Origin of the sequence: Parasphingorhabdus sp., assembly GCF_048267785.1 — a bacterium.
Lineage (GTDB): Bacteria > Pseudomonadota > Alphaproteobacteria > Sphingomonadales > Sphingomonadaceae > Parasphingorhabdus.
The window spans coordinates 45,104-68,602 of sequence record NZ_JBLWWU010000003.1 but is presented as its reverse complement, the minus strand read 5'-3'; the positions used below and the strand labels follow the sequence as shown (position 1 = coordinate 68,602).

Annotated in this window: 23 protein-coding genes; 19 read left to right on the top strand and 4 right to left on the bottom strand. The window is 58.2% G+C overall.

The window, feature by feature from the left end; translation table 11 throughout:
- The first annotated feature begins 9 nt into the window (after window positions 1-9).
- Window positions 10-378, top strand: coding sequence for a Sec-independent protein translocase protein TatB (tatB, locus tag ACN0VD_RS03670; protein ID WP_417591734.1), 369 nt, complete (start codon window positions 10-12; stop codon window positions 376-378).
- Entirely contained in the window at window positions 375-1,151 is a 777-nt protein-coding gene (gene tatC / locus ACN0VD_RS03665) for a twin-arginine translocase subunit TatC (RefSeq protein ID WP_417591732.1), read from the top strand. The genes tatB and tatC overlap by 4 nt, the downstream gene beginning before the upstream one ends.
- Window positions 1,152-1,244: 93 nt before the next feature.
- Here tatC and ACN0VD_RS03660 read toward each other — a convergent pair whose 3' ends face one another.
- Together ACN0VD_RS03660 and ACN0VD_RS03655 are read right to left on the bottom strand one after the other, a co-directional pair.
- A complete protein-coding gene (locus ACN0VD_RS03660; RefSeq protein WP_417591965.1) occupies window positions 1,245-1,346 on the bottom strand; it encodes an entericidin A/B family lipoprotein in 102 nt (33 codons plus the stop codon).
- A 35-nt stretch (window positions 1,347-1,381) separates the two neighbouring features.
- Window positions 1,382-3,532, bottom strand: coding sequence for a TonB-dependent receptor (locus tag ACN0VD_RS03655; protein WP_417591730.1), 2,151 nt, complete (start codon window positions 3,530-3,532; stop codon window positions 1,382-1,384).
- A 131-nt stretch (window positions 3,533-3,663) separates the two neighbouring features.
- Here ACN0VD_RS03655 and ACN0VD_RS03650 point away from each other — a divergent pair, with 131 nt between their 5' ends.
- The 3 genes from ACN0VD_RS03650 to ACN0VD_RS03640 all read left to right on the top strand — a co-directional run bounded on the left by ACN0VD_RS03650 (window position 3,664) and on the right by ACN0VD_RS03640 (window position 6,259).
- Window positions 3,664-4,131 carry a VOC family protein gene (locus ACN0VD_RS03650; protein WP_417591728.1) on the top strand — a complete coding sequence of 156 codons (468 nt, stop codon included), beginning with the start codon at window positions 3,664-3,666 and terminating at the stop codon, window positions 4,129-4,131.
- A gap of 85 nt (window positions 4,132-4,216) precedes the next feature.
- Window positions 4,217-5,413, top strand: coding sequence for a formate-dependent phosphoribosylglycinamide formyltransferase (purT, locus tag ACN0VD_RS03645; RefSeq protein WP_417591726.1), 1,197 nt, complete (start codon window positions 4,217-4,219; stop codon window positions 5,411-5,413).
- Between the two features lie 147 nt (window positions 5,414-5,560).
- The gene (locus ACN0VD_RS03640; RefSeq protein ID WP_417591724.1) at window positions 5,561-6,259 is read left to right on the top strand and encodes a glutathione S-transferase family protein; all 699 of its coding nucleotides are present in this window, start codon (window positions 5,561-5,563) and stop codon (window positions 6,257-6,259) included.
- Between the two features lie 19 nt (window positions 6,260-6,278).
- On the opposite strand, the gene ACN0VD_RS03635 is transcribed toward ACN0VD_RS03640, so the two are convergent.
- On the bottom strand, window positions 6,279-7,196 hold the full coding sequence (locus tag ACN0VD_RS03635) for an AEC family transporter (RefSeq protein WP_417591722.1): 918 nt from the start codon (window positions 7,194-7,196) through the stop codon (window positions 6,279-6,281).
- Between the two features lie 17 nt (window positions 7,197-7,213).
- Window positions 7,214-8,065, bottom strand: coding sequence for a crotonase/enoyl-CoA hydratase family protein (locus tag ACN0VD_RS03630; RefSeq protein WP_417591720.1), 852 nt, complete (start codon window positions 8,063-8,065; stop codon window positions 7,214-7,216).
- Window positions 8,066-8,243: 178 nt separating this feature from the next.
- On the opposite strand from ACN0VD_RS03630, the gene ACN0VD_RS03625 reads away from it, so the two are divergent.
- The 14 genes from ACN0VD_RS03625 to murC all read left to right on the top strand — a co-directional run bounded on the left by ACN0VD_RS03625 (window position 8,244) and on the right by murC (window position 23,472).
- Window positions 8,244-9,239, top strand: a complete 996-nt coding sequence (locus ACN0VD_RS03625; RefSeq protein WP_417591718.1) for a cysteine synthase A — start codon at window positions 8,244-8,246, stop codon at window positions 9,237-9,239.
- Window positions 9,229-9,600: a hypothetical protein gene (locus tag ACN0VD_RS03620; protein ID WP_417591716.1), complete on the top strand. Its 372-nt coding sequence runs from the start codon at window positions 9,229-9,231 to the stop codon at window positions 9,598-9,600. The genes ACN0VD_RS03625 and ACN0VD_RS03620 overlap by 11 nt, the downstream gene beginning before the upstream one ends.
- Window positions 9,601-10,392 (top strand): Gldg family protein, encoded by a 792-nt coding sequence (locus ACN0VD_RS03615; RefSeq protein ID WP_417591714.1) that lies wholly within the window; start codon window positions 9,601-9,603, stop codon window positions 10,390-10,392. It begins immediately after the preceding gene.
- A 272-nt stretch (window positions 10,393-10,664) separates the two neighbouring features.
- A complete protein-coding gene (locus ACN0VD_RS03610; protein WP_417591712.1) occupies window positions 10,665-11,168 on the top strand; it encodes a division/cell wall cluster transcriptional repressor MraZ in 504 nt (167 codons plus the stop codon).
- The gene (rsmH, locus tag ACN0VD_RS03605) at window positions 11,165-12,112 is read left to right on the top strand and encodes a 16S rRNA (cytosine(1402)-N(4))-methyltransferase RsmH (RefSeq protein ID WP_417591710.1); all 948 of its coding nucleotides are present in this window, start codon (window positions 11,165-11,167) and stop codon (window positions 12,110-12,112) included. The genes ACN0VD_RS03610 and rsmH overlap by 4 nt, the downstream gene beginning before the upstream one ends.
- Window positions 12,109-12,693 carry a hypothetical protein gene (locus ACN0VD_RS03600; protein WP_417591708.1) on the top strand — a complete coding sequence of 195 codons (585 nt, stop codon included), beginning with the start codon at window positions 12,109-12,111 and terminating at the stop codon, window positions 12,691-12,693. Before rsmH ends, ACN0VD_RS03600 begins: the two co-directional genes overlap by 4 nt.
- The gene (locus ACN0VD_RS03595; protein WP_417591706.1) at window positions 12,690-14,408 is read left to right on the top strand and encodes a peptidoglycan D,D-transpeptidase FtsI family protein; all 1,719 of its coding nucleotides are present in this window, start codon (window positions 12,690-12,692) and stop codon (window positions 14,406-14,408) included. The genes ACN0VD_RS03600 and ACN0VD_RS03595 overlap by 4 nt, the downstream gene beginning before the upstream one ends.
- Entirely contained in the window at window positions 14,395-15,837 is a 1,443-nt protein-coding gene (locus tag ACN0VD_RS03590) for a UDP-N-acetylmuramoyl-L-alanyl-D-glutamate--2,6-diaminopimelate ligase (RefSeq protein WP_417591963.1), read from the top strand. Before ACN0VD_RS03595 ends, ACN0VD_RS03590 begins: the two co-directional genes overlap by 14 nt.
- The gene (locus ACN0VD_RS03585) at window positions 15,834-17,231 is read left to right on the top strand and encodes a UDP-N-acetylmuramoyl-tripeptide--D-alanyl-D-alanine ligase (RefSeq protein ID WP_417591704.1); all 1,398 of its coding nucleotides are present in this window, start codon (window positions 15,834-15,836) and stop codon (window positions 17,229-17,231) included. The genes ACN0VD_RS03590 and ACN0VD_RS03585 overlap by 4 nt, the downstream gene beginning before the upstream one ends.
- Complete coding sequence (mraY, locus tag ACN0VD_RS03580) at window positions 17,231-18,301, top strand: phospho-N-acetylmuramoyl-pentapeptide-transferase (protein WP_417591702.1); 1,071 nt, start codon at window positions 17,231-17,233, stop codon at window positions 18,299-18,301. Before ACN0VD_RS03585 ends, mraY begins: the two co-directional genes overlap by 1 nt.
- Window positions 18,298-19,632 carry a UDP-N-acetylmuramoyl-L-alanine--D-glutamate ligase gene (gene murD, locus ACN0VD_RS03575; protein WP_417591700.1) on the top strand — a complete coding sequence of 445 codons (1,335 nt, stop codon included), beginning with the start codon at window positions 18,298-18,300 and terminating at the stop codon, window positions 19,630-19,632. Before mraY ends, murD begins: the two co-directional genes overlap by 4 nt.
- Window positions 19,629-20,888, top strand: a complete 1,260-nt coding sequence (locus ACN0VD_RS03570; protein WP_417591698.1) for an FtsW/RodA/SpoVE family cell cycle protein — start codon at window positions 19,629-19,631, stop codon at window positions 20,886-20,888. The genes murD and ACN0VD_RS03570 overlap by 4 nt, the downstream gene beginning before the upstream one ends.
- The gene (gene murG, locus ACN0VD_RS03565; protein WP_417591696.1) at window positions 20,885-22,069 is read left to right on the top strand and encodes an undecaprenyldiphospho-muramoylpentapeptide beta-N-acetylglucosaminyltransferase; all 1,185 of its coding nucleotides are present in this window, start codon (window positions 20,885-20,887) and stop codon (window positions 22,067-22,069) included. The genes ACN0VD_RS03570 and murG overlap by 4 nt, the downstream gene beginning before the upstream one ends.
- Window positions 22,066-23,472 (top strand): UDP-N-acetylmuramate--L-alanine ligase, encoded by a 1,407-nt coding sequence (gene murC, locus ACN0VD_RS03560; RefSeq protein ID WP_417591694.1) that lies wholly within the window; start codon window positions 22,066-22,068, stop codon window positions 23,470-23,472. Before murG ends, murC begins: the two co-directional genes overlap by 4 nt.
- Window positions 23,473-23,499 lie beyond the last annotated feature (27 nt).

Here is a 23,499-nt window from a genome sequence, read left to right as displayed (position 1 = left end):
ATATAGACAATGTTTGACCTTTCCATTTCCGAAATCGCGATTATCGCGATTATTGCCGTTGTCGTCATCGGCCCCAAGGAATTGCCTCGCGCACTGGCTACGGCGGGAAAATGGATGGCCAAAGGACGCTCGGTGATGGCCAATTTCCGTACCGGGCTCGATGCAATGGTCCGCGAAGCGGAGCTTCAGGAAATGGAAAAGAAATGGGCGGCCGAAAATGACCGCATCATGCAAGAACATCCCGCGCTTCCCGATGATAGCGGGGGTGAAGAACCGATGATGGAGCCGCTGGAGAGCCCCTCTGCGGATAGGGTCGAACCTTCTGCCGATGCCGAGGACCGCTCCCCCTTGCCCCCTGCAGACGACTCCAAACCATGAACAACCATAGCAAACCGGATCTGGATGACAGCAAGGCACCGTTGATCGAGCATCTGATGGAGCTGCGCCAACGGCTTCTCTGGTCGGTGGCGGCGCTGGTCGTGGCTTTTCTGGTCAGTATGTTTTTCGCCGACGAGATTTTCGGTATTCTCGTACAGCCGCTCACCGATGCGTTCCCCGCCGGTGAAGGAAAGATCATCTATACCAAACTCTACGAGGCTTTTTTCGTCGAGATCAAGGTAGCGATGTTCGCGGCCTTTTTTCTCGCCTTTCCGATCATCTCCAATCAGCTTTGGGCCTTTGTGGCGCCGGGCCTCTATGCTAATGAGAAAAAGGCGTTTCTGCCCTTTCTGATTGCGACACCCGTTCTGTTTGTCGCGGGAGCTTCGCTAGCCTATTTCATTGTCATGCCGACCGCGTTCCGGTTCTTTCTGGGATTTGAAGGACAAGTCGGCGGTCTGACACAGGAAGCCTTGCCGGCAATGGGCGATTATCTTTCGCTGGTGATGCAATTCATTCTTGCGTTCGGGGTATGTTTCCAGCTGCCGGTACTGCTTCTGCTGCTCAACCGGGCGGGAATTGTCAGTCGCCAGCAATTAAAGGGCGTGCGCCGCTACATGATTGTCGGGGCTTTTGCGCTGGCCGCGATATTGACCCCGCCGGATGTCGTGTCCCAGCTGATGCTGGGGGTTCCGCTGATCCTGCTCTATGAGGTTTCGCTGCTGATCATGTGGTTCACGGAACGCAAGAAGAGCAAAGAGATTACGTCCTGACCGATTGGGTGGCGTGATCCGCAAGTGGTGAGCCTGCCAAATTACGCATCTCTTCCGAGAGGCGCCCTTCGACAGGCTCACAAACCATAATTCCTAGTCAATCGCGTCCTGGCCAGCCTGGCCTACGGATTCAATGTCCCTGCCAACGCCTTTGACGGTAGCGCAGGCGCTGAGCAGGAGCATGGACGAAATCATGATTGCTGCGGTAATTTTCTGCATTTGAACATATCCTAAAAACTGAACTTCGCACTTACGCGAATATCACGACCGGACAGCGGTACATAGTCTTTAGTGAACGAGGCATGACGACGAGCCTTGACATCGAAAATATTGTTCGCCGAGGCGAGCAGCGTAACGCCGCCATCCTTGCCAAACGGACGCCAGGCAGCAGAGGCATTGACCATGGTGAAGCCATCGGTTGCGGTTTCGAATGCCGCGACTTTATTCTGGCTGTCCGACCATTCGACTTCAGCGCGAAGGTCAAGATTGTCGCTATGTGCCTTGATGCCGCCGAGCAGTCGCAGCGGGGGGATACGCGGAACCGCGCCGCCGCCGTTGTTGATCTTGGCCCGGACATAGTCGGCCACGCCGTCGGCGATGAAGTCGAAACCGCCCGCTCGTGCGAACACCACCGATGCCGAGGCTTCAAAGCCATAATAAGTCGCATCACGCTGGAAATACTGGAACACGGGCAGGCCATCTTCCTCGGCACCGGTTTCCGCCTCGAAAATATAATCGTCGAAGAAATTTGCATAGGCGGTCGCGCTCAGTTGGACATCATTGCTGTCCCAGCGGGCATATAGCTCGCCGCCCCAGCTTTTCTCGGTGGTGAAACCCGCATTGCCGATTTCATAGGCCTGGGTCGCGATATGCGGCCCGTCGGAGAGCAACTCTTCTGCCGAGGGCGCGCGTTCCGACCGGGAAATATTGGTGCCGATCTTCAGGGCGCTGTCGTCAGGGGCATAGGCTAGACCGATGGCACCGGACAATGTGTTGAAGCTGCGGTCAAAGCTGATGCTGTTGGCGGCAATGTCGGTCTGTTCGACGCGCATCGCGCCTTCCACTTCCCAGTTGCCGAGATCGACTTCCTGTACGGTGAAAAGGGCCCAGCTTTCGAGGCTGTTCTTGGGTACGAAGGCTTCTTCGCCGACAGCGTTGAAATCCCGGACCAGAACCTGCGTTCCGATCACGCCGCGCCAGCCGTCATGATCCGCCTGCACCAGCTCGGCGCGCGCTTCTATGCCGGAAACCGAAAAGACCGTCCCGATCTCGTCACCCTCGAATTCGGTATGTTCATAGTCGGAATAGCCGGCGCGGAAATTCAGGGCTTCGAAAAATCCGCCCATATTGACGCCGCCGCGAAGATCGGCGCGATATTGCTTCAGACCGATGGTGACCGGGCCTTCTTCCTCATGGCCTTCTTCCTCGTGGTCTTCCTCTTCTTCACCGTGCGCATGCTCGGTACCGGGGCGGGAAGGAACGCCATAATTCGTGTCATAATAGCTCACCGAGAAACCAAGATTTCCACCATCGTCGATATAGGCGATCCCGGCGCCTGCTGTCTCGGTGCGGCTCGCAGTATTGGCGATCCGGCCGGACTGGTTAGCGGTCTCGGTCAGCTCTTCTGCCTCGTCCAGATGACCTTCTTCGGTCTCTTCAGCAGCTTGCGCCAGCACTTCGGCGCGCAAGGCCGGGGCAAGGACATAACCGGGTATATTCACATCACCGGTGTCGCGGAAGCTGCCGTCGGCGTGAATTACCAGCTTGGAGGTCAGGGGCACATCCACCGATCCGGCGACGCTCCAGTCGTCGGCTGCGCTGCCATAGCCGCCAATCGCGTCCAGATGGACGGCGTCGTCGGGAATGTCGCGGGGGATACGCTTGTCGATCACGTTGACCGCGCCGCCAATCGCGTCACCGCCAAACAGCAGAACCGCAGGGCCGCGCAAAACTTCGACCCGCTGGGCGGTCAGGGGATCAATGGTTACCGCATGGTCAACCGAGGTGTTGGACGCATCCAGCGAGCCGATGCCGTCTGTCAGCACGCGAACCCGAGGGCCCTGAAAGCCGCGCAGGACGGGCCGTGACGATCCGGGAGCAAAAGAGGTGGATGAAACGCCGGGCAGGCCGGTCAGGCTGTCGCCAATCTGGCCGCGCAGATCCTCTGCCAGTTGATCTCCGGACAGGACAGAAGTGCCGGCCAATATGTCGAGCTGCTCGACATAGGGGGCGGTGACAACAATCATGTCATCATTGTGGAAATCGTCGGACAGGCCGCTGCTGCGCTGTTCGGCAGCGGCATCTTTCTGGGCGAAGGCGGGAGCGGCAGGCAATGTCAGAATCGCGGCGGAAATCAGGAATTTTCTATGGGACAAGATCATCTCTTCTCTGCTGGAGGTTGGAATTGGCTGTCAGATAGGTGTAATGATATAATATATCAATCGGTAATTTCACGGACTCGGCAAAACGAGGGAAATTTGCTATAAACGGCGATCAACCAGAGCGGAGAGCGATGATGACAGCGTGGAAGGAAGAAGGATATCACAGCATTACGCCCTATATTACGGTCGATGATGCCGAGGCGGCGATCGAATTTTACACAAGGGCCTTTGGCGCGACCGAGCATATGCGCCTGCCGATGGGCGACAAGATCGGCCATGCCGACCTCATTATCGGTGACAGTCATGTGATGCTGTCGGACGAATTTCCGGACATGGACAAGCTCGGCCCGAACAGGCGCGGCGGCGCAACCGCCAGCCTGATGGTCTATGTGCCGGATGTTGATGCAGCCTTTGCCAAGGCGGTTGCTGCGGGCGCAGAAATCGTGCGCCCGGTGGAGGATCAGTTTTACGGCGACCGGTCCGGCTGGGTGAAAGATCCTTTTGGTCATGAGTGGACCTTGTCGACCCATGTCGAGGATGTCTCGGAAGAGGAAATGGGCAGACGGATGGAAGAGATGATGGCGGGCGAGGGGACTTAACTGTCATATATCCTCCCCATTGCTGCGCAACGGGGAGGATATATTGTGGCTTGCGCCCTCCTGGCAATCCCAACATAGTCAGCAGATGACCTTCACCAAAAAAATCCTTCTTCTCGGCTCCGGCGAACTGGGCCGGGAATTCACCATCTCGGCCAAGCGGCTCGGCGCTTATGTCATTGCCTGTGACGCCTATGACGACGCCCCCGCCATGCAGGTGGCAGACGCCCGCGAAATATTCTCGATGCTCGACGGTGACAAACTGCGCGTGGCGATTGAAAAACATCAGCCCGATCTGATCGTCCCCGAGGTCGAGGCGATACGCACCGAAATATTGGCCGATATGGAGGCAGAGGGTTTTCACGTCGTGCCTTCCGCCCGCGCCACCCAGCTGACCATGAACCGCGACGCGATCCGCGATGTCGCGGCGAAAGAACTGGGCCTGACCACCTCGCGCTATCATTATGCCGAAAGCTTTGCCGAAGTGACTAGCGCGGCGGAGGACATCGGACTGCCGCTGGTGATCAAGCCGGTCATGTCCTCTTCAGGCAAGGGCCAGAGCAATGTCAATAGTGCCGACAAGCTCGAAGAGGCGTGGAATTATGCCGTCGCCAATATGCGCGGCGACCGGGCGCGGGTGATTGTCGAGCAATTTATCGATTTCGATTACGAGATTACCCTGCTGACCGTCCGCACCCGCGACGGCGTTCTCTTCTGCCCGCCGATTGGCCATCGGCAGGAACGCGGCGATTATCAGGAAAGCTGGCAACCGGCAGCGATGACCGACGCAGCTCTGGCGACAGCGCAAGATATGGCGCGCAACGTCGTCGAAAATCTCGCCGGCGACGGCAAGGGCTGGGGCTTGTTCGGGGTCGAGTTTTTCGTGACAAAGCAGGGCGAAGTGATCTTCTCCGAACTCAGCCCGCGGCCGCATGATACCGGCATGGTCACCTCGATCGGCCAGAATCTCAGCGAATTCGACCTCCACGCCCGCGCGATCATGGGGCTGCCGGTCCCGCATATCGCGCTAACCGCGCCAGCCAGCGCCAGCGCGGTAATATTGGCGGACCGGGACAGCGAGCAGTTCGAATTTACCGGCGTGGCAGATGCCCTGGCGCTGGGCAGCGAAGGCGCGGAAACGGACGTGCGGATATTCGGCAAGCCGGTGACACGGCCTTACCGGCGGATGGCGGTTGCTCTGGCGACCGGGGCGGATACGAATGCGGCGAGGGCGTTGGCAAAGCGGGCGGCGGATGCTGTTGAGATTGTTTACGGAAAAGAATAATTCCGCCCGCCCTTCGTGGCTTCGCGTCTTCTTGCGATAAATCCTTTCAACCTTCTCCGTCACGGAAGAAAGAAAAGGTCAGGGCTTCCCAATCTCACGGAATTCGTCAAAGACCTTCAAAACATTAATCTTAGGAGACTCTCACCCATGACCGCATCTCTCGTCCTCTACGGCTCGCCTCTGTCCCCCTTCCAGCGCAAGGTCGAGGCGGTGATGGCGCTCAAGGGGCTCGACTATGATTGCGAGGACGTCAATGTCATGGGCATGCCGGACTGGTATAAGGCAATCAGTCCGCTTGGCCGCATCCCCTCGCTTCGCGACCGGGAAATCGCCGAGGACGGGGCCGCCGGAACGATTACCGACAGTTCGGCGATCTGCGGCTATCTGGAAAAGCGGCAACCCGACCCGGCGGTCTATCCCGCCGATGCGTTCGACCATGGCCGGGCCCTGTGGCTTGAGGAATATGCCGATACCGGTCTGGCTATGGCTGGCGGACTGGGGCTGTTCCGGCCGATTGTTTTTAATATTTTTCAGCGCAAGGCACCCGATCTCGAAACGGCGCGCACGACGTGGAACGAAAAACTGCCGCCGTTGTGGGATTATCTTGAGCAATATCTCGATGGACGCCGCTATTTCATCGGCGAGACCATTTCGATTGCCGATATATCCGTCGCCGCGCAGATCGCGCAGACCGAGATGCTAGCCGGACTGCCGGATAAATCCCGCTGGCCAGCGCTGGTTGCTCATTTTGAAATGATGAAGGTGCATGACTGTTTTCAGCGCAACAATGCCGGTTGCTACAAAATCCTCGGGAAACTGGTGCCGGAGAAATTTGATCTCAGCTAGAGGGGGTAACGCGGCTTTCTCAACCTAGCGTCAGCAGATAGAGCGCGTAAATCGCCGGCATGGACAGGACGGAGAAGACCGTCTGCACGGCAACCAGATTGGCCGACAAGGTGGCATCGCCGCCGAGCTGGCGCGCCAATATATAGCCGCTGCTGGCGGTCGGCGTGGCGGCGGCGATCATGATGATCGCCAGGCTGTCCGGTGCAAGATTGAGCAACAGTCCCGCGGCCAGAGCCACGAGCGGAAAACCGAGCAGGCGCACCGCCGACCATGTCAATGTCGTATGGCCCGCCCGTCTGAAGGCCTGCAGATCGACCGCCGCGCCGACCACCAGCAGACCGAGCGCCAGCGTGGCCTGACCCAATATATCAAGGGTCTTTTCGGCAATGCCGGTTGGAGCAATACCCAGCAGATTGAGCGCGATCCCGATCACGCAGCCGATGATCAGCGGATTGCGCACCATATCCATCACCACATGCGGTTTCGCCTTTCCGTCGTCGCGGGCGAAATGGGTCAGCGCCAGCACCGAGATGACATTGGCGGTCGGCGTCAGCGCCGCGACCGCGATGGCCATCAGGGCAAGACCCGGCTCGCCAAACAGCGCGCTGGCGATGGACAGGCCGACAAAGGTGTTCCAGCGGACATTGGACTGGATGATCGATCCTTTGCGCGGGCCATCATCGGCCCGCTTGGCGAACAGCCCCAGCGCAGCAAGCGCCACTTGCGAACCGATCAGTGCCAGCACCATCGCCCAGGGCACGATTTCAAAAGAGGCGCTGGCCAGCACATTGATGATCAGCGCCGGGAAAAAGATGAAATAGACCAGCCTTTCGATCGCCCGCCATCCCTCGGCCGGCAGGAAATTCCTGTGCGCCAGCAACCAGCCCAATGCGGTGATCAGGACCACCGGGATCAGGGCATAGATAAAATTTATCATAGCTGGATCGCGCGAAACTACAAAGCCGTGGTTCTGAGCGGCAGCAGATCGGGGAAATCCGGTTCGCGTTTTTCGCCCATCGCAGCGACCGCTTCCTGGATATGCGAAGGCGGGAACATGCCGGCGTTCCAGACGCCGATATAGTCGAGCGTGTCGGCGGTATTATGGTCGCGGCCATAGTTGATAAGGACCTTGCAGCCGGTCACCGCCAGCGGCGATTTGGACGCAATTTCTTTCGCGGTAGCCATGACATAGGCGAGACATTCTTCCTGCGTTTCGAACACGTCATTGACCAGCCCGATTTCCTTCGCCTTTGCCGCGTCGATCCGGCGGCCGGTGTAAGCCATTTCCTTAACCCAGCCTTCGGGGATATAGCGCTGCAGGCGCGGGAAGGTGCCGACGTCGGCGGTCATGCCGATATTGGTTTCCTGGATGCAGAATATCGCGTCCTTGCTGCACCAGCGGATGTCACCGGCGCTGATCATATCGATCGCGCCGCCGATAACGCCGCCGTGCAGCGCGAACAATACCGGGATACGGGCTTCTTCCAGCGCATTGAAACTGTGCTGGATCCGTTTGACATTGGAGCGGAACATTTCGGCGAGCACATGCTTGTCGGCGCCATCGATTTTATTGTCAGGCTGCGGTGCGAAAACGGAGAGGTCCATGCCGGCGGAGAAATGCTTGCCGGTGGAGCTGATCACAATGACCCGCGCGCGGGCGTTGATGTCGATATCCTCGATAATTTCCGGCAAATCATTCCAGAACGCGCGGTTCATGCTGTTGAGTTTTTCCGGGCGGTTCATCCGGATATGGGCGATGCCGTCGCCTATCTCGACATCGAAACATTCATATTTTTTCTCGACCATGATCCTCTTATCCTTATTCTTTGTCGGAAGTTGCCATTCGCCTAGCATGATAAACTTCCGCGGCGCACGAACAATTTTCACGGGGGCAGGCGAGATGTGCGGACGACTAAAGCCATGCTATCGGCCCTGAAAAGGCTTCAAGCTTGCGGCGCGAAATCGCGCGCACTATGTATTGTCCATGAGCATCATTCCAAACACACTCGAACTGATCGGCAATACGCCGCTTGTCCGCCTTTCGGGACCTAGCGAAGCAGCCGGTTGCGACATTTACGGCAAGTGCGAATTTGCCAATCCCGGCGCCTCGGTGAAAGACCGCGCGGCGCTGTTCATCATTCAGGACGCCGAGGAACGCGGGCAACTCAAGCCCGGCGGGCGGATTGTCGAGGGGACTGCGGGCAATACCGGAATCGGTATCGCTTTGGTCGCCAATGCCAAAGGCTATAAGTCGACCATCGTGATGCCCGAAACCCAGAGCCGGGAAAAAATGGATACGCTGCGCGCGCTTGGCGCCGAGCTGATCACGGTGCCGGCTGCGCCTTATTCCAGCCAGTGCCATTTTGTCCACACATCGCGCCGGATTGCCGAAGAAACCGAAGGCGCCGTCTGGGCCAACCAGTTTGACAATGTCGCCAACCGCCGCGCCCATATCGAGACGACTGCCGAGGAAATCTGGGACCAGATGGATGGCAAGATCGACGGCTTTACCTGCGCGGTTGGCACCGGCGGCACGCTGGCCGGCGTCGGCATGGGGCTGAAGGCAAAAGACGAAAATATCACGATCGCGCTTTCCGATCCGCATGGCGCAGCGCTCTACGAATATTATGCCCATGGCGAGCTCAAGTCCGAGGGCAGCAGCGTCGCCGAAGGGATCGGTCAGGGCCGGATTACCGGCAATCTGGAAGACGCGCCGGTTGACTTGCAGTATCGCATTTCCGACGAGGAAGCATTGGTCTGGGTCGAACGGCTGCTGATGGAGGAAGGGTTGTGTCTCGGCATGTCATCGGGAATCAATGTTGCCGGCGCGATTGCGCTGGGCAAGGAACTGGGGCCGGGTAGCCGGGTTGCGACCATATTGTGCGATACCGGCTTCCGCTATCTCTCTTCACTCTACAATGCCGCCTGGCTCAAAGAAAAGGGACTGCCGGTTTTTCCATGGCTCGCCAATGAGAGATAAGAAGGCACAAACGTCCGGTCGACAGGATACGATGCAGCGCATTCAGGTGGGCGTGATTGGTCTTGCCTCCGTACTTCTGCTGGTCAGCATCGCCAATTTCGTGATCCAGAGAGCCAGCCACGAACAGACGGCGCTGGAAGAAATGCAGGGCGAGGCCGAGGATGGTGCCGCTCCGCTCGCCAGCAAGCCGGAAGAAAAACCCGCCGAGCCGCTCGCTGAACTGGGCCTCACCCCGGGACCGGCACCTGATACCGGACAGCCCGAGGTTCAGACGCCTTCCGCCAATCTTCCGGGGCAAACGGTGCCCGACCTGAAGCCCGATCCGAACCTTGATGCGCCGATGGACCGGGAGCGACGATAGTTGCCGCGTTTGTGGCGGCTGGCCTCGTGTGCCATGGCGGTGCTGCTGGTTCTGACGCAATGCAGCGCGCCGGAAACTCCGCCTGAACAAACGCTATCCAAGCCGCGTGTCCAGCTTATGACCAGTCTTCCACTGGTATGGGGTGACAATGCCTCGATGGAATCCATTCTATCCGGGGGAGCCGAGCCAGCGGCGATCTATCGCTATTGGCAGGACCAGTATGACATAACGGCCCTCGACAGTCTGGAAAGGCTTGAACAGGACGATCCAGATATCCTCCTTCTTGCACAGCCTCGCGCCATGGACCCGGCAGACCTCGCCATTCTCGATGACTGGGTACGCTCAGGGGGAGCTGTGATCATCCTGACCGATCCCGATCTGGTCTGGCCGTCAGCACTGCCGCTCGGGGATAGGCGGAGGCCGTTGGTCAGCGGCTTGCTGTCGCCATTGCTCAGTCACTGGGGACTGGAACTGGTCGCTGACGCCCAACCGGATATCGACGCTGTCGACCTTCATTTTGGCGATCATTCTTTTGTCACCCAGGGGATCGGCAAACTCAAACCCATCACGGAAAATCGGGCGTCGGGCGTGCGATGCAAGTCGAGCGCTGCGGATTTTATCGTTCAATGTTCGGTCGGGCAGGGGCGGGCGTCGATCATCGCCGATGCGGATTTCCTCAATGCCGCATATTGGCCGGAACCCACCCTGCAGTCGCCGCAGAATAGCGGTGCCGTGCGGTTCATCGATTCTCTGGTGGACGAGCATATTGACTCTAATGTCAGCGAGAAATGACGATATTTTGAACCTTTCCAGACACTAAGCGCAGGAGCTTCGACCAAAAAATCAATTCGGTAAAAATTAAAGTAACTATATTTCAATATGTTAAACATTCGTACCCATAAAATCCCGTAAAATCCCCTTTCATCCCCGTCCGTCCCCTGATAACCCTGTTTTGTTATCGGGGTTTTCTTCCTGTCCGGGATTCTGTTTCCGGAAGGGCGCTGAAAAGCGCACTTCTGAAGCGGGGAGACTATTGCCTCCGGTTGGGGTGAAGGACGTCCGCTGTGTCAGGTGCATTTGCATATTCAGGCTCTGCTATATCGGCGATAGACGACAAGGGTCGACTGTCCGTGCCCGCCTTTCTGCGCAAAAACCTGGTTGAAAGCAGCGATGGCCGAACCCTGTGTCTCGGTACCCATGAAAAATGGGATTGCCTCGTCGGATTCGGGCTTAGCCGCAAAGCCGACATGCTCATCGAAATTGACAAGCAATGGGAAGCGGCGATTGCGCGCGGCGACAGTTTTGACAAGGACGCCGCGGGCGCACGGAAATTTTCCTCGCTGCAGGACCTCAGCTTTGATGCCAGCGGTCGATTCATTCTGCCACCGCAACTGCGGGAAATCGGCAAGCTCGAGAGCCATGTCCTGTTTCACGGCATCGGTACGACCTTCTGCCTGTGGAACCCGCAGACATTGCTGGACACGACCGACGATGTCCCGGTTGACCGGCGTCTGGTCGAACATCACCTGAAAGAAGCCGGACAGAAAAGCGGAGGGAAGCAGAAATGACCGCCGCTGCCGCTACACGCCATGTTCCGGTCCTGCTCGATGAAGTGATCGAAGCGCTCGCCATCACCCCTGGCGAGACGCATGTCGATGGCACATTCGGTGCCGGTGGTTATAGCGCCGCCATGCTGAAGGCGGGCGCAGTTGTTCATGCGTTTGATCAGGATCCCGACGCGATTGCGGCGGGGCAGGCAATGGTCGATGAATCCGATGGCAAGTTGAACCTGCACCACGCTCTTTATTCCGAGATGGCCGATGTACTGGCCGACGAAGATATCGATGGAGTCACTCTTGATATTGGCGTGTCCTCAATGCAACTTGATCAGGCTGAGCGCGGATTTTCTTTCCAGAAAGACGGGCCGCTCGACATGCGGATGGCCCGCGACGGCGAAAGTGCTGCCGATTTCCTCAATGAAGCCGAAGAAGAGACCATCGCGGATGTGATCTATCGCTATGGTGAAGAACGTCGCTCGCGGCGGATTGCCAGGGCGATAGTCGAAGCGCGTCCGCTGACCAGGACGTCCGAGCTTGCGCAAGTGGTCAGAAAAGCGCTCGGCTTCCGTGCCGGTGACAAGAAGGATCCGGCCACCCGGACCTTCCAGGCTATCCGTATCCATATCAATCGCGAATTGGGCGAGCTCGAGGACGGTCTGGTCGCGGCAGAAAAACTGCTGCAGCCTGGTGGCCGTCTGGCGGTTGTGACCTTTCACAGCCTCGAAGACCGCATCGTCAAGAATTTCCTGCGTGACCGCAGCGGACAGAAGTCCGCCGGCTCCCGCCATCTTCCTCAAGTTAACGAGTTACGACCGGCACCCACCTTTCATAAACCAGCCAAAGCGGTGCGTCCGGCCGGGGCGGAGCAGGCCCTTAATCCCCGGGCCCGCTCCGCCACCCTCAGATCAGCGGTGCGGACACAGGCGCCCGCACGAAGCGGTGGTAAGCCATGAAGCTTGCATTCAAGCGCCTCGAAGGCATGGGATGGCTCGCCCTGGTTTTTCTGGTGGCGATTTTGTTATATCCGCTTTCGCTCAGTGTCGCGACGCTGCGCAGCGATCTCGCGCGGACCGACCGGAAGATTGTCGAGGTCAAAAAAGATATCCGCTATCTGGAAACAGAATTTAGCGCGCGCGCCAATCTCCGTCAGCTCGAAGACTGGAACAAGCTCGAATTCGGTTACGTATCGCCGGTCGCCGCGCAATATCTGGATGGCGAGAGAGCGCTTGCCAATCTCGGCGGCAAGGACCTGCGGAAGCCGGTGCGGGTGGCGGTGATCAGTTCGATGGATGGTATCAAGCCGGCCGGAATCATCGGCTCGGTATTTGGCACCGCGAAGGCGCAGGACCGCAATTCGGACGGGAGTGCAATCGGCAGCCACGGTACACCGGCCAGCGCGGCGACTGTCAGTGATGGTATGGAGAGCCGCACGACACGGGTAGCCCATTTGGAAGAAAAGTTGCTGGATGACGGATTGGTCCGGGATCTCGGCCGAAAGGCGATTGCAGAGAAAATCGAAAGCATGGTCGAATGACGACACTTCTGGCCAATAGCAAGAAAGTGCAGTTTTCGGGAAAAGCCAAGGAAATAACAGCCAACGCGCACTTTCGCCTGATGATATTGCTGCTGGTTTTTCTCGCTGTTTTCACGGTCGTCATTGGTCGGTTGGTCAGTCTCACCATTCTGGAGGATGCTACTCCCTACCGGGCGTCGAGCAGCGCATTCATTCCGCCGCGCGGCGATATTGTCGATCGTAACGGCGTCGCACTCGCGCGCACCATGCGCGGCTATGCGGTTCGCGTAGTGCCCGCCCGGCTGCTCGGCGACAAAAAGACATTGGCGCGGCAGCTTGCTGCCATTTTTCCGGATACGAGCGCTGCAGAATTTCTCGCAAAACTTAATGGTTCCCACCCGACATATCTTCGCCGACGGGCGTTGCCAGAGCAGGTCAAGCAGGTGCATGCGCTGGGCGAAATCGGAATCGAATTTCCCCGCGAGAATGAACGCCTTTATCCGCAACGCGAACTGGCGGCGCATGTGCTGGGTTATGTAAATGCTGACGGCCACGGCGTGATGGGCATGGAGCGGGCACTCGATGATCGTCTGGTCGACAAGAATTCACGGGCTACTCCGACGATATTGTCGATCGACAGCCGGGTTCAGGCGGCGATGGAAAGCGAGCTTCAGGATGCCATGACCATGACCGAGGCGCGCGGCGCCGCGGGAATAATTCTGGATGTCCGGACCGGCGAAGTGATGGCGCTGGCGTCGCTGCCGCTATTCGATCCCAACAAAATCCGCAGGGCATCGATGAAATATCAGAATAATGAGGTTACCCAGAGCGTGTTCGAACTGGGCTCGACGTTCAAGCCGCTAACCATAGCTGCAGCCCTGGACGCCGGTACGGTCACCGATCTGGCGGTCCGGTACAATGCGATGGAACCGATCAAAATTGGCGGCTTTACGATCAAGGATGATCACAGTCAGGGGCGCTATTTGAATGTACCGGAAACATTGGTACACAGTTCCAATATTGTCACCGCCCGGATCGCCGATAATCTTGGCAAGGAACCCATGGAAAACATGTTCCACCGTCTTGGTTTTGACGAACGGCCCCATATTGAATTATTCGAAAGGGGCCAGCCGCTGTGGCCGCGCAACTGGGGACGGGTCACCAATATGACTGTTGCTTATGGTCATGGCATAGCGGTCACCCCGCTTCATCTCGCCAGCGCTTACGCCGCGCTGGTCAATGGCGGTATCTGGCGCCCGGCTACATTGTTGAAAGTGGAACCCGGTAAAGAGGCCAAGGGTCGCCGCGTATTCAAGGCCGCAACGAGCGCCAGGATGCGTCAGTTGCTTCGGATGATTGTTTCGGACGGTACCGGCCGCAAGGCGGATGCACCGGGTTACCGGATTGGCGGAAAAACTGGATCGGCAGAAAAGCCATCCGAAGGCGGCTATAACAAGACATCGCTGGTTTCGACCTTTTCCGCTGCCTTCCCGATGGACAATCCCCGCTATGTTGTCATAGCGATGCTCGACGAACCCAAGGGAACCGCGGAAACATCATTTCAACGGACGGCGGGCTGGACGGCAGCGCCTATCGTGCGAAAACTCGTTTCGCGTGTTGGTCCGATGCTCGGTGTCATTCCCGACGAACATCGTGATGTCGATGTGTCCGAGTTGACGCCACTGCTCTGGAAGCCGAAAGGGAAACCCGAAGAGCAAGATGATGCAGCTGAGTAGTCTGGTACCAGGATTGAACGGGGAAGCCGGCGAGCAGGCGGTCACCGGCTTTGCCATCGACCATCGCAAGATAGCGCCCGGCAATGTTTTCGGCGCTTTCCGTGGTGCCAAGTTCAACGGCGAAGATTTTATCGAAGCGGCCGTGGCCGCCGGTGCCATTGCTGTGGTCGCCCATCCCGATGCCGAGGTTGAAGGCATTGTGCATATCGTTGATGAGGAGCCGCGGCGGTTATTCGCTCAAATGGCGGCGCGCTATTTCACGCCGACGCCCGCTCATGTCGCAGCCGTCACCGGAACGAATGGCAAGACGTCTACCGCCGAACTCACCCGTCAACTGTGGCGGATGGATGGCTATAACAGCGCATCGATCGGCACGCTGGGTGTCACTACAGCGGACGAGCAGGTCAAAACGGGACTGACCACCCCCGATATTGTCACTTTTCTCTCTAATATGTCCGGTCTTGCCCGCGAAGGGGTCAGTCACGCGATTTTTGAAGCGTCGAGCCACGGCCTGTCGCAATATCGCACCGAAGGACTGCCGGTCCGGATTGGAGCGTTCACCAATCTGAGCCGCGACCATCTCGACTATCATGGCAATATGGACAGCTATTTCGAGGCCAAGATGCGGCTGTTTGACGAGGTTGTGGCAAGCGATGGCACTGCCGTCATCTGGGCCGATGACGATCCATGGTCGGACAAGGTTATACAGCGCGCTATGGATCGCGGCCTTGAGATACTGACGGTCGGAGAAAAGGGAACAACATTGCAACTGGTATCACAGACGCCGACCCATCTGGGCCAGGTGCTGATGGTCAAGGTTCAGGACAACACCCACCGCATTGCGCTGCCGCTGATCGGTGCCTATCAGGCCGCCAATATCCTGTGCGCCGCTGCCATTGTGCTGGCAAGCGGGGGAAGGCTTGAAGATATATTCGATCACATGCAGAGGGTGCAGCCTGTGCGCGGTCGGATGGAACGCGCGGTGATCACCCGCGCTGGGGCGCCGGTCTATGTCGATTACGCCCATACGCCGGATGCCTTGCGCGCCGCGATCGAGGCCCTGCGGCCGCATGTGACGGGCCAGCTGATCACCATTTTCGGTGCAGGTGGCGACCGCGACAAGGGCAAGCGCCCGGAAATGGGCAAAATTGCCGTCGAACGGTCCGATCATGTCATTGTCACCGACGACAATCCGCGCAGCGAGGATGCGGGCGCTATTCGTGCTGAAATCATGGCCGGAGCAGCCGGTGCCGAAGAGGTTGCCGATCGGCGCGCAGCCATTGCCAGGGCGATCGAACTGGCTGGTCCGCAGGATATCATCCTGCTCGCCGGCAAGGGGCACGAACAGGGTCAGATTATTGGCAACCGGGTCATCCCCTTTGACGATGTCGAAGTGGCGAGAGAATGTGCCGGAGCACAGAAACCATGAGTATTTTGTGGACATCCGCCGCGATAGCGGAAGCGACAGCCGGCAAGGCCAGCGAAGCTTTTGACGTGAGCGGCGTCGCGTTTGACTCGCGCGAAATCGGTTCGGGTGACCTGTTCGTTGCGCTGAAGGGCGAGCATAGTGATGGTCACCTCCATGTCGAACAGGCCTTCGCATCGGGTGCCGCTGGCGCGATTGTCAGTCAGCCAGTCCCCGGTCCCCATATTCTGGTATCCGACACGGCCCGCGCTCTCGATGCGTTGGCGAAGGCATCGCGGACGCGCACCGATGCCAGGATCATCGGGGTGACGGGTTCGGTCGGCAAGACTGGTACCAAGGAAGCGCTATATGCGGCTCTCGACCGCTGCTCTTTCGGCAAGGCGCATCGGTCGGTCAAAAGCTATAACAATCATGTCGGCGTCCCGCTCAGCCTGTCCCGGATGCCGGAAGATACGAAATTCGGTATTTTCGAAATGGGCATGAATCATGCGCATGAACTGTCCGCGCTCACCCGGCTGGTCCGGCCTCATGCCGCGATCATCACCGCTATTGCGCCGGCTCATATCGGAAATTTCCCCAACGGCGAAGAAGGCATTGTCGATGCCAAAGCCGAGATATTCGAAGGTCTGTTGCCCGGCGGGACTGCGATTATCCCGCACGACAGCCCCCATTATCAACGGCTGCGCAACAGGGCCGAACGTCATGCCATCGAGGTGATATCTTTCGGATTTGAAACCGGGGCCGATGTTCGCGCGATTGATGTGGTTGCCGCTCCCCGCGGTGGCTCTCTGGTTACCGCCAAACTGGGCGATCAAAGCCTGTGTTTCACGATAGCCGAGGCCGGGCGGCACTGGGTTTCCAATTCTCTTGCCATTCTAGCGGCGGTGCGCGCCGTTGGCGGCGATCTGGCGTCTGCCGGCCTGTCGCTGGCCGAAATGGGCGGTATTGATGGCCGGGGCCGCCGGCATGTCATATCGCTTAAAGCAGGTGGCAAGGCGCTGGTTGTCGACGAAAGCTACAATGCCAATCCGACTTCGATGAAGGCGACGTTGCAACATTTTACCGTCGAGCCGTGTAGCGGCCAGAAAATTCTCATTCTGGGTGCTATGGGCGAGCTCGGTGAGCAGTCGGCACATTATCATGCCGCACTGGCGGAGGATATTTTGCGGTGCGGAGCCTCTGCGATTATTTTGGTCGGCGACGATATGGCACATACTGCCGCGAAACTTGAACAGGGCCTTGATCAGGGCGTGAAAATGTCACATGCCGAGAGCGCTTCGGAAGCGTTGTCCGAGGTCGGAAAACTGATTGGCGACGGGGACGCACTTTTGATCAAGGGGTCAAATTATCTGGGGCTGTCATCAGTGGTTTCCGCGCTGGTTAACGGGGAGTATTGATGTTCTATTTGCTGGCCCAATGGCTTGATTTCGAAGGCATTTTCAATGTCTTTCGCTACCTCAGTTTCCGCTCGGGTGCCGCGATATCCACATCCTTGCTCATCGGTCTTCTGATCGGTCCGAAATTCATCAATATGCTGCGTATGCGGCAGGGCAAGGGGCAGCCGATCCGCGAGGACGGACCGATCACCCATCTCAAGAAGGCGGGAACGCCAACCATGGGCGGTCTGATGATCCTGATTTCCGTGGTAACATCCCTGCTGCTGTGGATGGACCTCACCAACATGTTCGTCTGGGCCTGTATTTTCGTAACGCTCGGTTTTGGTGCCATCGGCTTCATGGACGACTATGACAAGGTCCGCAAAGCCAGTCACAAGGGCGTTCCGGGCCGGGTCCGGCTGTTGCTGGAATTCGCCGTCGCCGGTTTTGCCACGTGGCTGATCGTCCAGCAGATCGGTACCAGCCTCTATGTGCCCTTCTTCAACGACGTGCAGATCGACCTCGGTTATTTCTATATACCCTTTGCGATGTTCGTGATCGTTGGTGCCGGTAATGCGGTCAATCTGACCGACGGTCTCGATGGCCTCGCCACCATGCCGGTGGTGATCGCCAGCGCCGCCTTTCTGGTGCTCGTCTATCTTTCCGGTAACGCGGTTTTCTCCGAATATCTCGGCATTCCCTTTGTCCGTGGAGCGGGTGAACTGGCGATTTTCTGCGCCTGCGTGATCGGCGCTTGTCTCGCCTTCCTGTGGTTCAATGCGCCACCGGCTGCGGTTTTCATGGGTGATACCGGTAGTCTGGCGCTCGGCGGCGCACTGGGTGCGATTGCAGTGTCCATTCACCATGAAATCGTGCTGGCAATCGTGGGGGGACTGTTCGTGCTCGAAGCCGTGTCGGTCATCGTTCAGGTATTTTTCTTCAAGCGTACCGGTCGCCGCGTGTTTCGCATGGCACCAATTCACCATCATTTCGAACAGCTTGGCTGGTCCGAGTCCACTATTGTGATCCGTTTCTGGATCATCAGTCTGGTGCTCGCACTGGCCGGATTGGCGACGTTGAAACTCAGATGATCGTCTCTCCCGCCTTTGCTGGCAAACGTTATGCCATTCTTGGACTGGCCCGTTCGGGCATGGCGGCGTTCGAAAGCCTGCATGCGAGCGGAGCGGAATTGCTCGCCTGGGACAACCGGGAAGAATTGCGTGAAAGCGTCAGGGACAAGGCGATGATTGCCGATCCCCTGGTTTCGGACCTTACCGGCTATGACGCCATCATTGTTTCTCCCGGCGTGGCCCTTAACGGACAGCCCATTGCGCAAAAGGCTGCTGCGGATGGGGTGCCCATCATCGGCGACATCGAATTATTTTCCCAGGCCCGTCCTGCGTTGCCCGCTCATCGGGTCGTTGGAATTACCGGGACCAATGGCAAATCGACAACCACTGCGTTGGTCCATCATATGTTGGTCAGTGCTGGCGTTCCGAGCCTGATGGGCGGGAATATCGGCGTACCGATCCTGTCACAGGAACCGCTGCCGAAAGGTGGCGTCTACGTTCTTGAACTGTCCAGCTATCAGATTGATTTGACACAGAGCCTCGACTGCGATGTCGCTCTCCTGCTCAATATCAGCCCGGACCATCTGGATCGCTATGACGGATTTGATGGATATGCTGCTTCCAAGGCGCGTCTGTTCGACATGCTGGGAGCCGACCATGTGGCAATATTTGCCAGCAGCGATGAAAAGACCCGCCTGGCTCTCAACGGTTTGCGCGACCTCGGGCGGGTTCAAAATATTATCGACGCCAGTAGCGTGACGATTTCGGGGCAAGCGGATTGGCCATCGCTGCAAGGACCGCACAATCTGCAAAATGTAATCGCCGCCGTTGCAACAGTCGAGGCTTTGGGCATATCGGAAGAACAATGGTGCCCGGCGCTTGAATCCTTTACCGGATTGGCGCATCGAATGGAGCGCATAGCCGAAGCCCAGGGCGTGCTGTTCGTCAACGACAGCAAGGCAACCAATCCTGCTTCGACCGGTCCAGCGCTTGGCGCCTACCCGAAAATCCACTGGATAGTCGGTGGCATGCCCAAAGGCGACACGCTGACCGAATGTGAGCCATTTTACCAGAATGTCGTCAAGGCTTATACGATTGGCGAAGCGGGTCCGATGTTCGGAAAATTGCTGGCGGATAAAATTCCGGTCGAATCCAGCGAAATGATGTTGACGGCGGTGCAACGCGCAGCCGCGAATGCCCGGCCCGGCGAGGTGGTCCTGCTGTCGCCGGCCTGCGCTTCCTTCGACCAGTTCCGTGACTTTGAAGCGCGGGGTGATTGTTTTCGAACAGCGGTCAATTCGGTAATCGAAAACAATCTTGTTGGAACCGCAGCAGCGGAGGCGAACCGATGAGCAATGTGAAACCGGTATCAGACACGGAAAGCGCCCGGCCCGAAATTGCCGATGGTCTCAAAAAGAAACGCTTTCAACTGCATACGCGTCTCGGACGAAGCGACCGTTCTCCACTGGCCATCTGGTTCTGGGAGCTAGACCGGATATTGCTCGGCTTGATTCTCACGCTGTTCGCCATCGGCTTGATCGCCGTTGCCGCTGCTTCACCGGTGACCGCGCTAAAACATAGTACGGAAACAGTCACGATCGATCCGCTCTATTATTTCTATCGGCAGCTTGGCTGGGTAATCGTCGGTATTCCGCTGATGCTGGTGATTTCGATGTTACCGAAAGAACAGGCGCGGCGTTTCGCGATCCTGGGGGCCATTGCTGCCATCGTCTTATTGTTTCTGGTTCCTGTGGTCGGAAAATCCGTCAACGGGGCGCAGCGCTGGATAGGCTACGGTTTTGCGACCATCCAGCCCGGAGAGTTTCTCAAGCCACTTTATGCTGTCGCGCTGGCCTGGCTGCTGTCGCTGAGGATCAAGGATCCCGCCCTGCCGGTGATTTCGCTGTCGGTTGTGCTGACCGGCATTATCGCGGTTCTGATGATGATGCAGCCCAATCTCGGAGAAACCATCTTGATCTGCGGCATCTGGTTTGCGGTCATGACCGTTTCCGGCCTGTCAGCGCGCCTGATTGCGGCGGTCGGAATTACCGGCGTGGGCGGTCTTGTCGGGGCCTATTTCCTGTATCCCGTCGCCACCCACCGGATCAACGCGTGGCTGTTTGGCGGCGATGAATTTGATCAGGTAATGCTTGCCCACAAGGCGCTGACGGGCGGTGGCCTGCTCGGCACCGGTCCGGGGCTGGGGACCGCCAAGTTCAAGTTGCCGGAAGCGCATACCGACTATATTTTCTCCGTCATTGGCGAAGAATTCGGACTGCTTGCATGCATGGCGATCGCGCTGGTCTTTCTTGCGATCATCGTCCGGGTCTTTCTCCGTCTGCTCGACGAAGAGGATAATTTCATCATTCTGGCGGTAACTGGGCTGACTGCCCAGTTTGGCGGGCAGGCGCTGATCAACATGGCGGTCAATCTGCAGCTATTCCCGTCCAAGGGCATGACCCTGCCGCTGATCAGCTATGGCGGCTCGTCAATATTGGCGCTGTGTATCGGCATTGGACTTTTGCTCGCCTTTACACGGCGAAACCCGTATCTTGATCGTTCACAATATGTCTCGGCGTGGCCCGAACAAGGACGGATAGCGGTATGAGTTTTTCGAAACATTATGTTCTGGCAGCTGGCGGTACCGGCGGTCATATGATCCCGGCCTATGCGCTGGCCAGGGAACTGGTCCTGCGCGGTCATCGCGTGGCGCTGATCACAGACGCACGCGGCGAGAAAATACCCGGCATGGTCGATGAGGGGCAGGTGCATGTTCTGCCCGCTGGCCGGATCACCAAGGATCCACGCAGTTGGCTCGGCGGAACTCGCGCCATTCTCAAGGGGCGCCGGATGGCGATGCAACTTTACGAGACATTCCAGCCGTCGGCCGTCGTCGGATTCGGCGGCTATCCGGCCTATCCCGCATTGCTTGCGGCAAATAGCCGCGACATCCCGACCATCGTCCACGAGCAGAATGCGGTTCTGGGACGGGTCAACCGGCTCGCGGCACGTTCGGTCAACGCCATTGCCACCGCCTATCCTGACGTCCTGCGGATCAAGCCGAAATATCAGGAAAAGGTCCATCTGGTCGGCAACCCTGTGCGCGAGGAAGTGGTCGCACTGCGCGAAGAACCCTATCCGCCTTTGTCCGAAGAAGGCATTTTCCGCGTGTTGGTGACCGGGGGCAGCCAGGGGGCCTCCATCCTGTCCGACGTGGTGCCGGACGCGATGGCGATGCTGCCGATGCATTTGCGTCGTCGTCTGCAGATTACCCAGCAATGCCGCGAGGATGATATCGAGCGGGTGCGGGCCAAATATGCAGAACATGATATACCGGCCGAACTGGCGACCTATCTTCCGGACCTGCCACAGCGTCTCGGCTGGGCCCATCTGGTGATCGGCCGGGCAGGGGCATCAACGATTGCCGAGCTGACCACCGCTGGTCGTCCCGCGATCCTCATCCCTCTGCCAAGCGCGATGGACGATCACCAGACCTATAACGTCAAGGAAATGGTTGCATCCGGTGGAGCCCGTTCGATCCCGCAGTCGCGCTTTACCGCCAAGGAGCTGGCCAAACAGATGCAGAAAATGGCTCTGCAGCCCGGTGCACTGGAAAATGCCGCCCGTTTTGCGGCAAAATGTGGTCGGCCGGAGGCAGTGAATGATCTTGCTGATCTGGTCGAAAGCATCGGTACTTCACCCTTGGGCAAAACCATGAAGGTGAAGAAGGAACAGCAGAAAATGATATCATCGCGCAAGGAAGCGCTGGCGAAAGACAGCGCGCGATGAAGGGCGTAGGCACGGATATCGGCATCATTCATTTCGTCGGCATCGGCGGGATCGGCATGTCGGGCATTGCCGAGGTGATGCATAATCTGGGCTATCAGGTGCAGGGCAGCGACATTACAGAAAGCTATGTCGTCGAAGGTCTGCGCGCCAAGGGCATTGATGTAAAAATCGGTCAATGTGCGGAGAATGTCGAAGGCACGGCGGTGGTTGTGACGTCAACGGCGGTCAAGCGCGGTAATCCGGAAGTCGAAGCGGCGCTTGCCGGCCGGATACCCCTGGTCCGCCGGGCAGAAATGCTGGCCGAGCTGATGCGGCTGAAATCGACCATCGCGATTGCCGGAACCCACGGCAAGACGACGACCACCTCGATGGTTGCGGCGATGCTGGATGCGGGCGGTATTGACCCGACCGTGATCAACGGCGGGATCATCAACCAATATGGCTCCAACGCCCGTCTTGGCGACAGCGAGTGGATGGTGATCGAGGCCGACGAAAGCGACGGCAGTTTCCTGCGGCTTGACGGCACGATCGCGGTGGTCACCAATATCGATGCCGAACATCTCGACCATTATGGCAGCTTCGACAAGATCAAGGACAGCTTCCTCGAATTTGTCGAAAATGTTCCCTTTTACGGCGCAGCGATCCTGTGCATCGACCATCCCGAGGTCCAGGCCTTGTTGCCGCGCATTCGCGACCGGCGGATCATCACTTATGGTTTCTCCGCCCAGGCGGACGTCAAGGGGATCAATGTCACGCCGGTTCCGGGCGGCAACCGTTTTGACGTCGATGTCCGCGACCGCGATGGCGAGACCAGAAGAATTACCGGTATCGAACTGCCGATGCCGGGCCGGCACAATGTCCAGAACGCGATTGCAGCAGTCGCCGTGGGCCTCGAAATGGGCATGAGCGATGAACAGATCGCCAAGGGCTTTGACCATTTCGGCGGCGTCAAACGGCGCTTCACCAAGGTCGGCGAAGTCGATGGCGTGACGATCATCGACGATTACGGCCATCACCCCGTGGAAATTCAGGCGGTACTGTCGGCAGCCCGCGAAGGCGCGCAAGGCCGGGTGATTGCCGTTGTCCAGCCGCATCGCTTCACCCGCCTGCGCGATCATATGGAAGAGTTCCAGGGTGCCTTCAACGACGCTGACATGGTGTTCGTGACCCCGGTCTATGTGGCGGGAGAGGACCCGATAGAGGGCATTGACAGCGACGCTCTGGTCAACGGGTTGAAGACCCGCGGTCATCGATTGGCAGAAACGGTGGCGGACCAGGAACATCTGGCGGAACGGCTGGCGCAGGAAGCGCAACCACAGGATATGATCATCTGTCTCGGGGCAGGGGACATCACCAAATGGGCCGCCGTACTTGCAGACGGCATAGCGGAGGCGCGCAAATGAGCCTGTCTCTGTTCCTTTTTATCCAGA

Coding starts and splice junctions, on each gene's coding strand:
- tatB (WP_417591734.1), top strand. CDS start 10: ATGTTTGACCTTTCCATTTCCGAAATCGCGATTATCGCGATTATTGCC.
- tatC (WP_417591732.1), top strand. CDS start 375: ATGAACAACCATAGCAAACCGGATCTGGATGACAGCAAGGCACCGTTG.
- ACN0VD_RS03660 (WP_417591965.1), bottom strand. CDS start 1,346: ATGATTTCGTCCATGCTCCTGCTCAGCGCCTGCGCTACCGTCAAAGGC.
- ACN0VD_RS03655 (WP_417591730.1), bottom strand. CDS start 3,532: ATGATCTTGTCCCATAGAAAATTCCTGATTTCCGCCGCGATTCTGACA.
- ACN0VD_RS03650 (WP_417591728.1), top strand. CDS start 3,664: ATGATGACAGCGTGGAAGGAAGAAGGATATCACAGCATTACGCCCTAT.
- purT (WP_417591726.1), top strand. CDS start 4,217: ATGACCTTCACCAAAAAAATCCTTCTTCTCGGCTCCGGCGAACTGGGC.
- ACN0VD_RS03640 (WP_417591724.1), top strand. CDS start 5,561: ATGACCGCATCTCTCGTCCTCTACGGCTCGCCTCTGTCCCCCTTCCAG.
- ACN0VD_RS03635 (WP_417591722.1), bottom strand. CDS start 7,196: ATGATAAATTTTATCTATGCCCTGATCCCGGTGGTCCTGATCACCGCA.
- ACN0VD_RS03630 (WP_417591720.1), bottom strand. CDS start 8,065: ATGGTCGAGAAAAAATATGAATGTTTCGATGTCGAGATAGGCGACGGC.
- ACN0VD_RS03625 (WP_417591718.1), top strand. CDS start 8,244: ATGAGCATCATTCCAAACACACTCGAACTGATCGGCAATACGCCGCTT.
- ACN0VD_RS03620 (WP_417591716.1), top strand. CDS start 9,229: ATGAGAGATAAGAAGGCACAAACGTCCGGTCGACAGGATACGATGCAG.
- rsmH (WP_417591710.1), top strand. CDS start 11,165: ATGACCGCCGCTGCCGCTACACGCCATGTTCCGGTCCTGCTCGATGAA.
- ACN0VD_RS03600 (WP_417591708.1), top strand. CDS start 12,109: ATGAAGCTTGCATTCAAGCGCCTCGAAGGCATGGGATGGCTCGCCCTG.
- ACN0VD_RS03595 (WP_417591706.1), top strand. CDS start 12,690: ATGACGACACTTCTGGCCAATAGCAAGAAAGTGCAGTTTTCGGGAAAA.
- ACN0VD_RS03590 (WP_417591963.1), top strand. CDS start 14,395: ATGCAGCTGAGTAGTCTGGTACCAGGATTGAACGGGGAAGCCGGCGAG.
- ACN0VD_RS03585 (WP_417591704.1), top strand. CDS start 15,834: ATGAGTATTTTGTGGACATCCGCCGCGATAGCGGAAGCGACAGCCGGC.
- mraY (WP_417591702.1), top strand. CDS start 17,231: ATGTTCTATTTGCTGGCCCAATGGCTTGATTTCGAAGGCATTTTCAAT.
- murD (WP_417591700.1), top strand. CDS start 18,298: ATGATCGTCTCTCCCGCCTTTGCTGGCAAACGTTATGCCATTCTTGGA.
- ACN0VD_RS03570 (WP_417591698.1), top strand. CDS start 19,629: ATGAGCAATGTGAAACCGGTATCAGACACGGAAAGCGCCCGGCCCGAA.
- murG (WP_417591696.1), top strand. CDS start 20,885: ATGAGTTTTTCGAAACATTATGTTCTGGCAGCTGGCGGTACCGGCGGT.
- murC (WP_417591694.1), top strand. CDS start 22,066: ATGAAGGGCGTAGGCACGGATATCGGCATCATTCATTTCGTCGGCATC.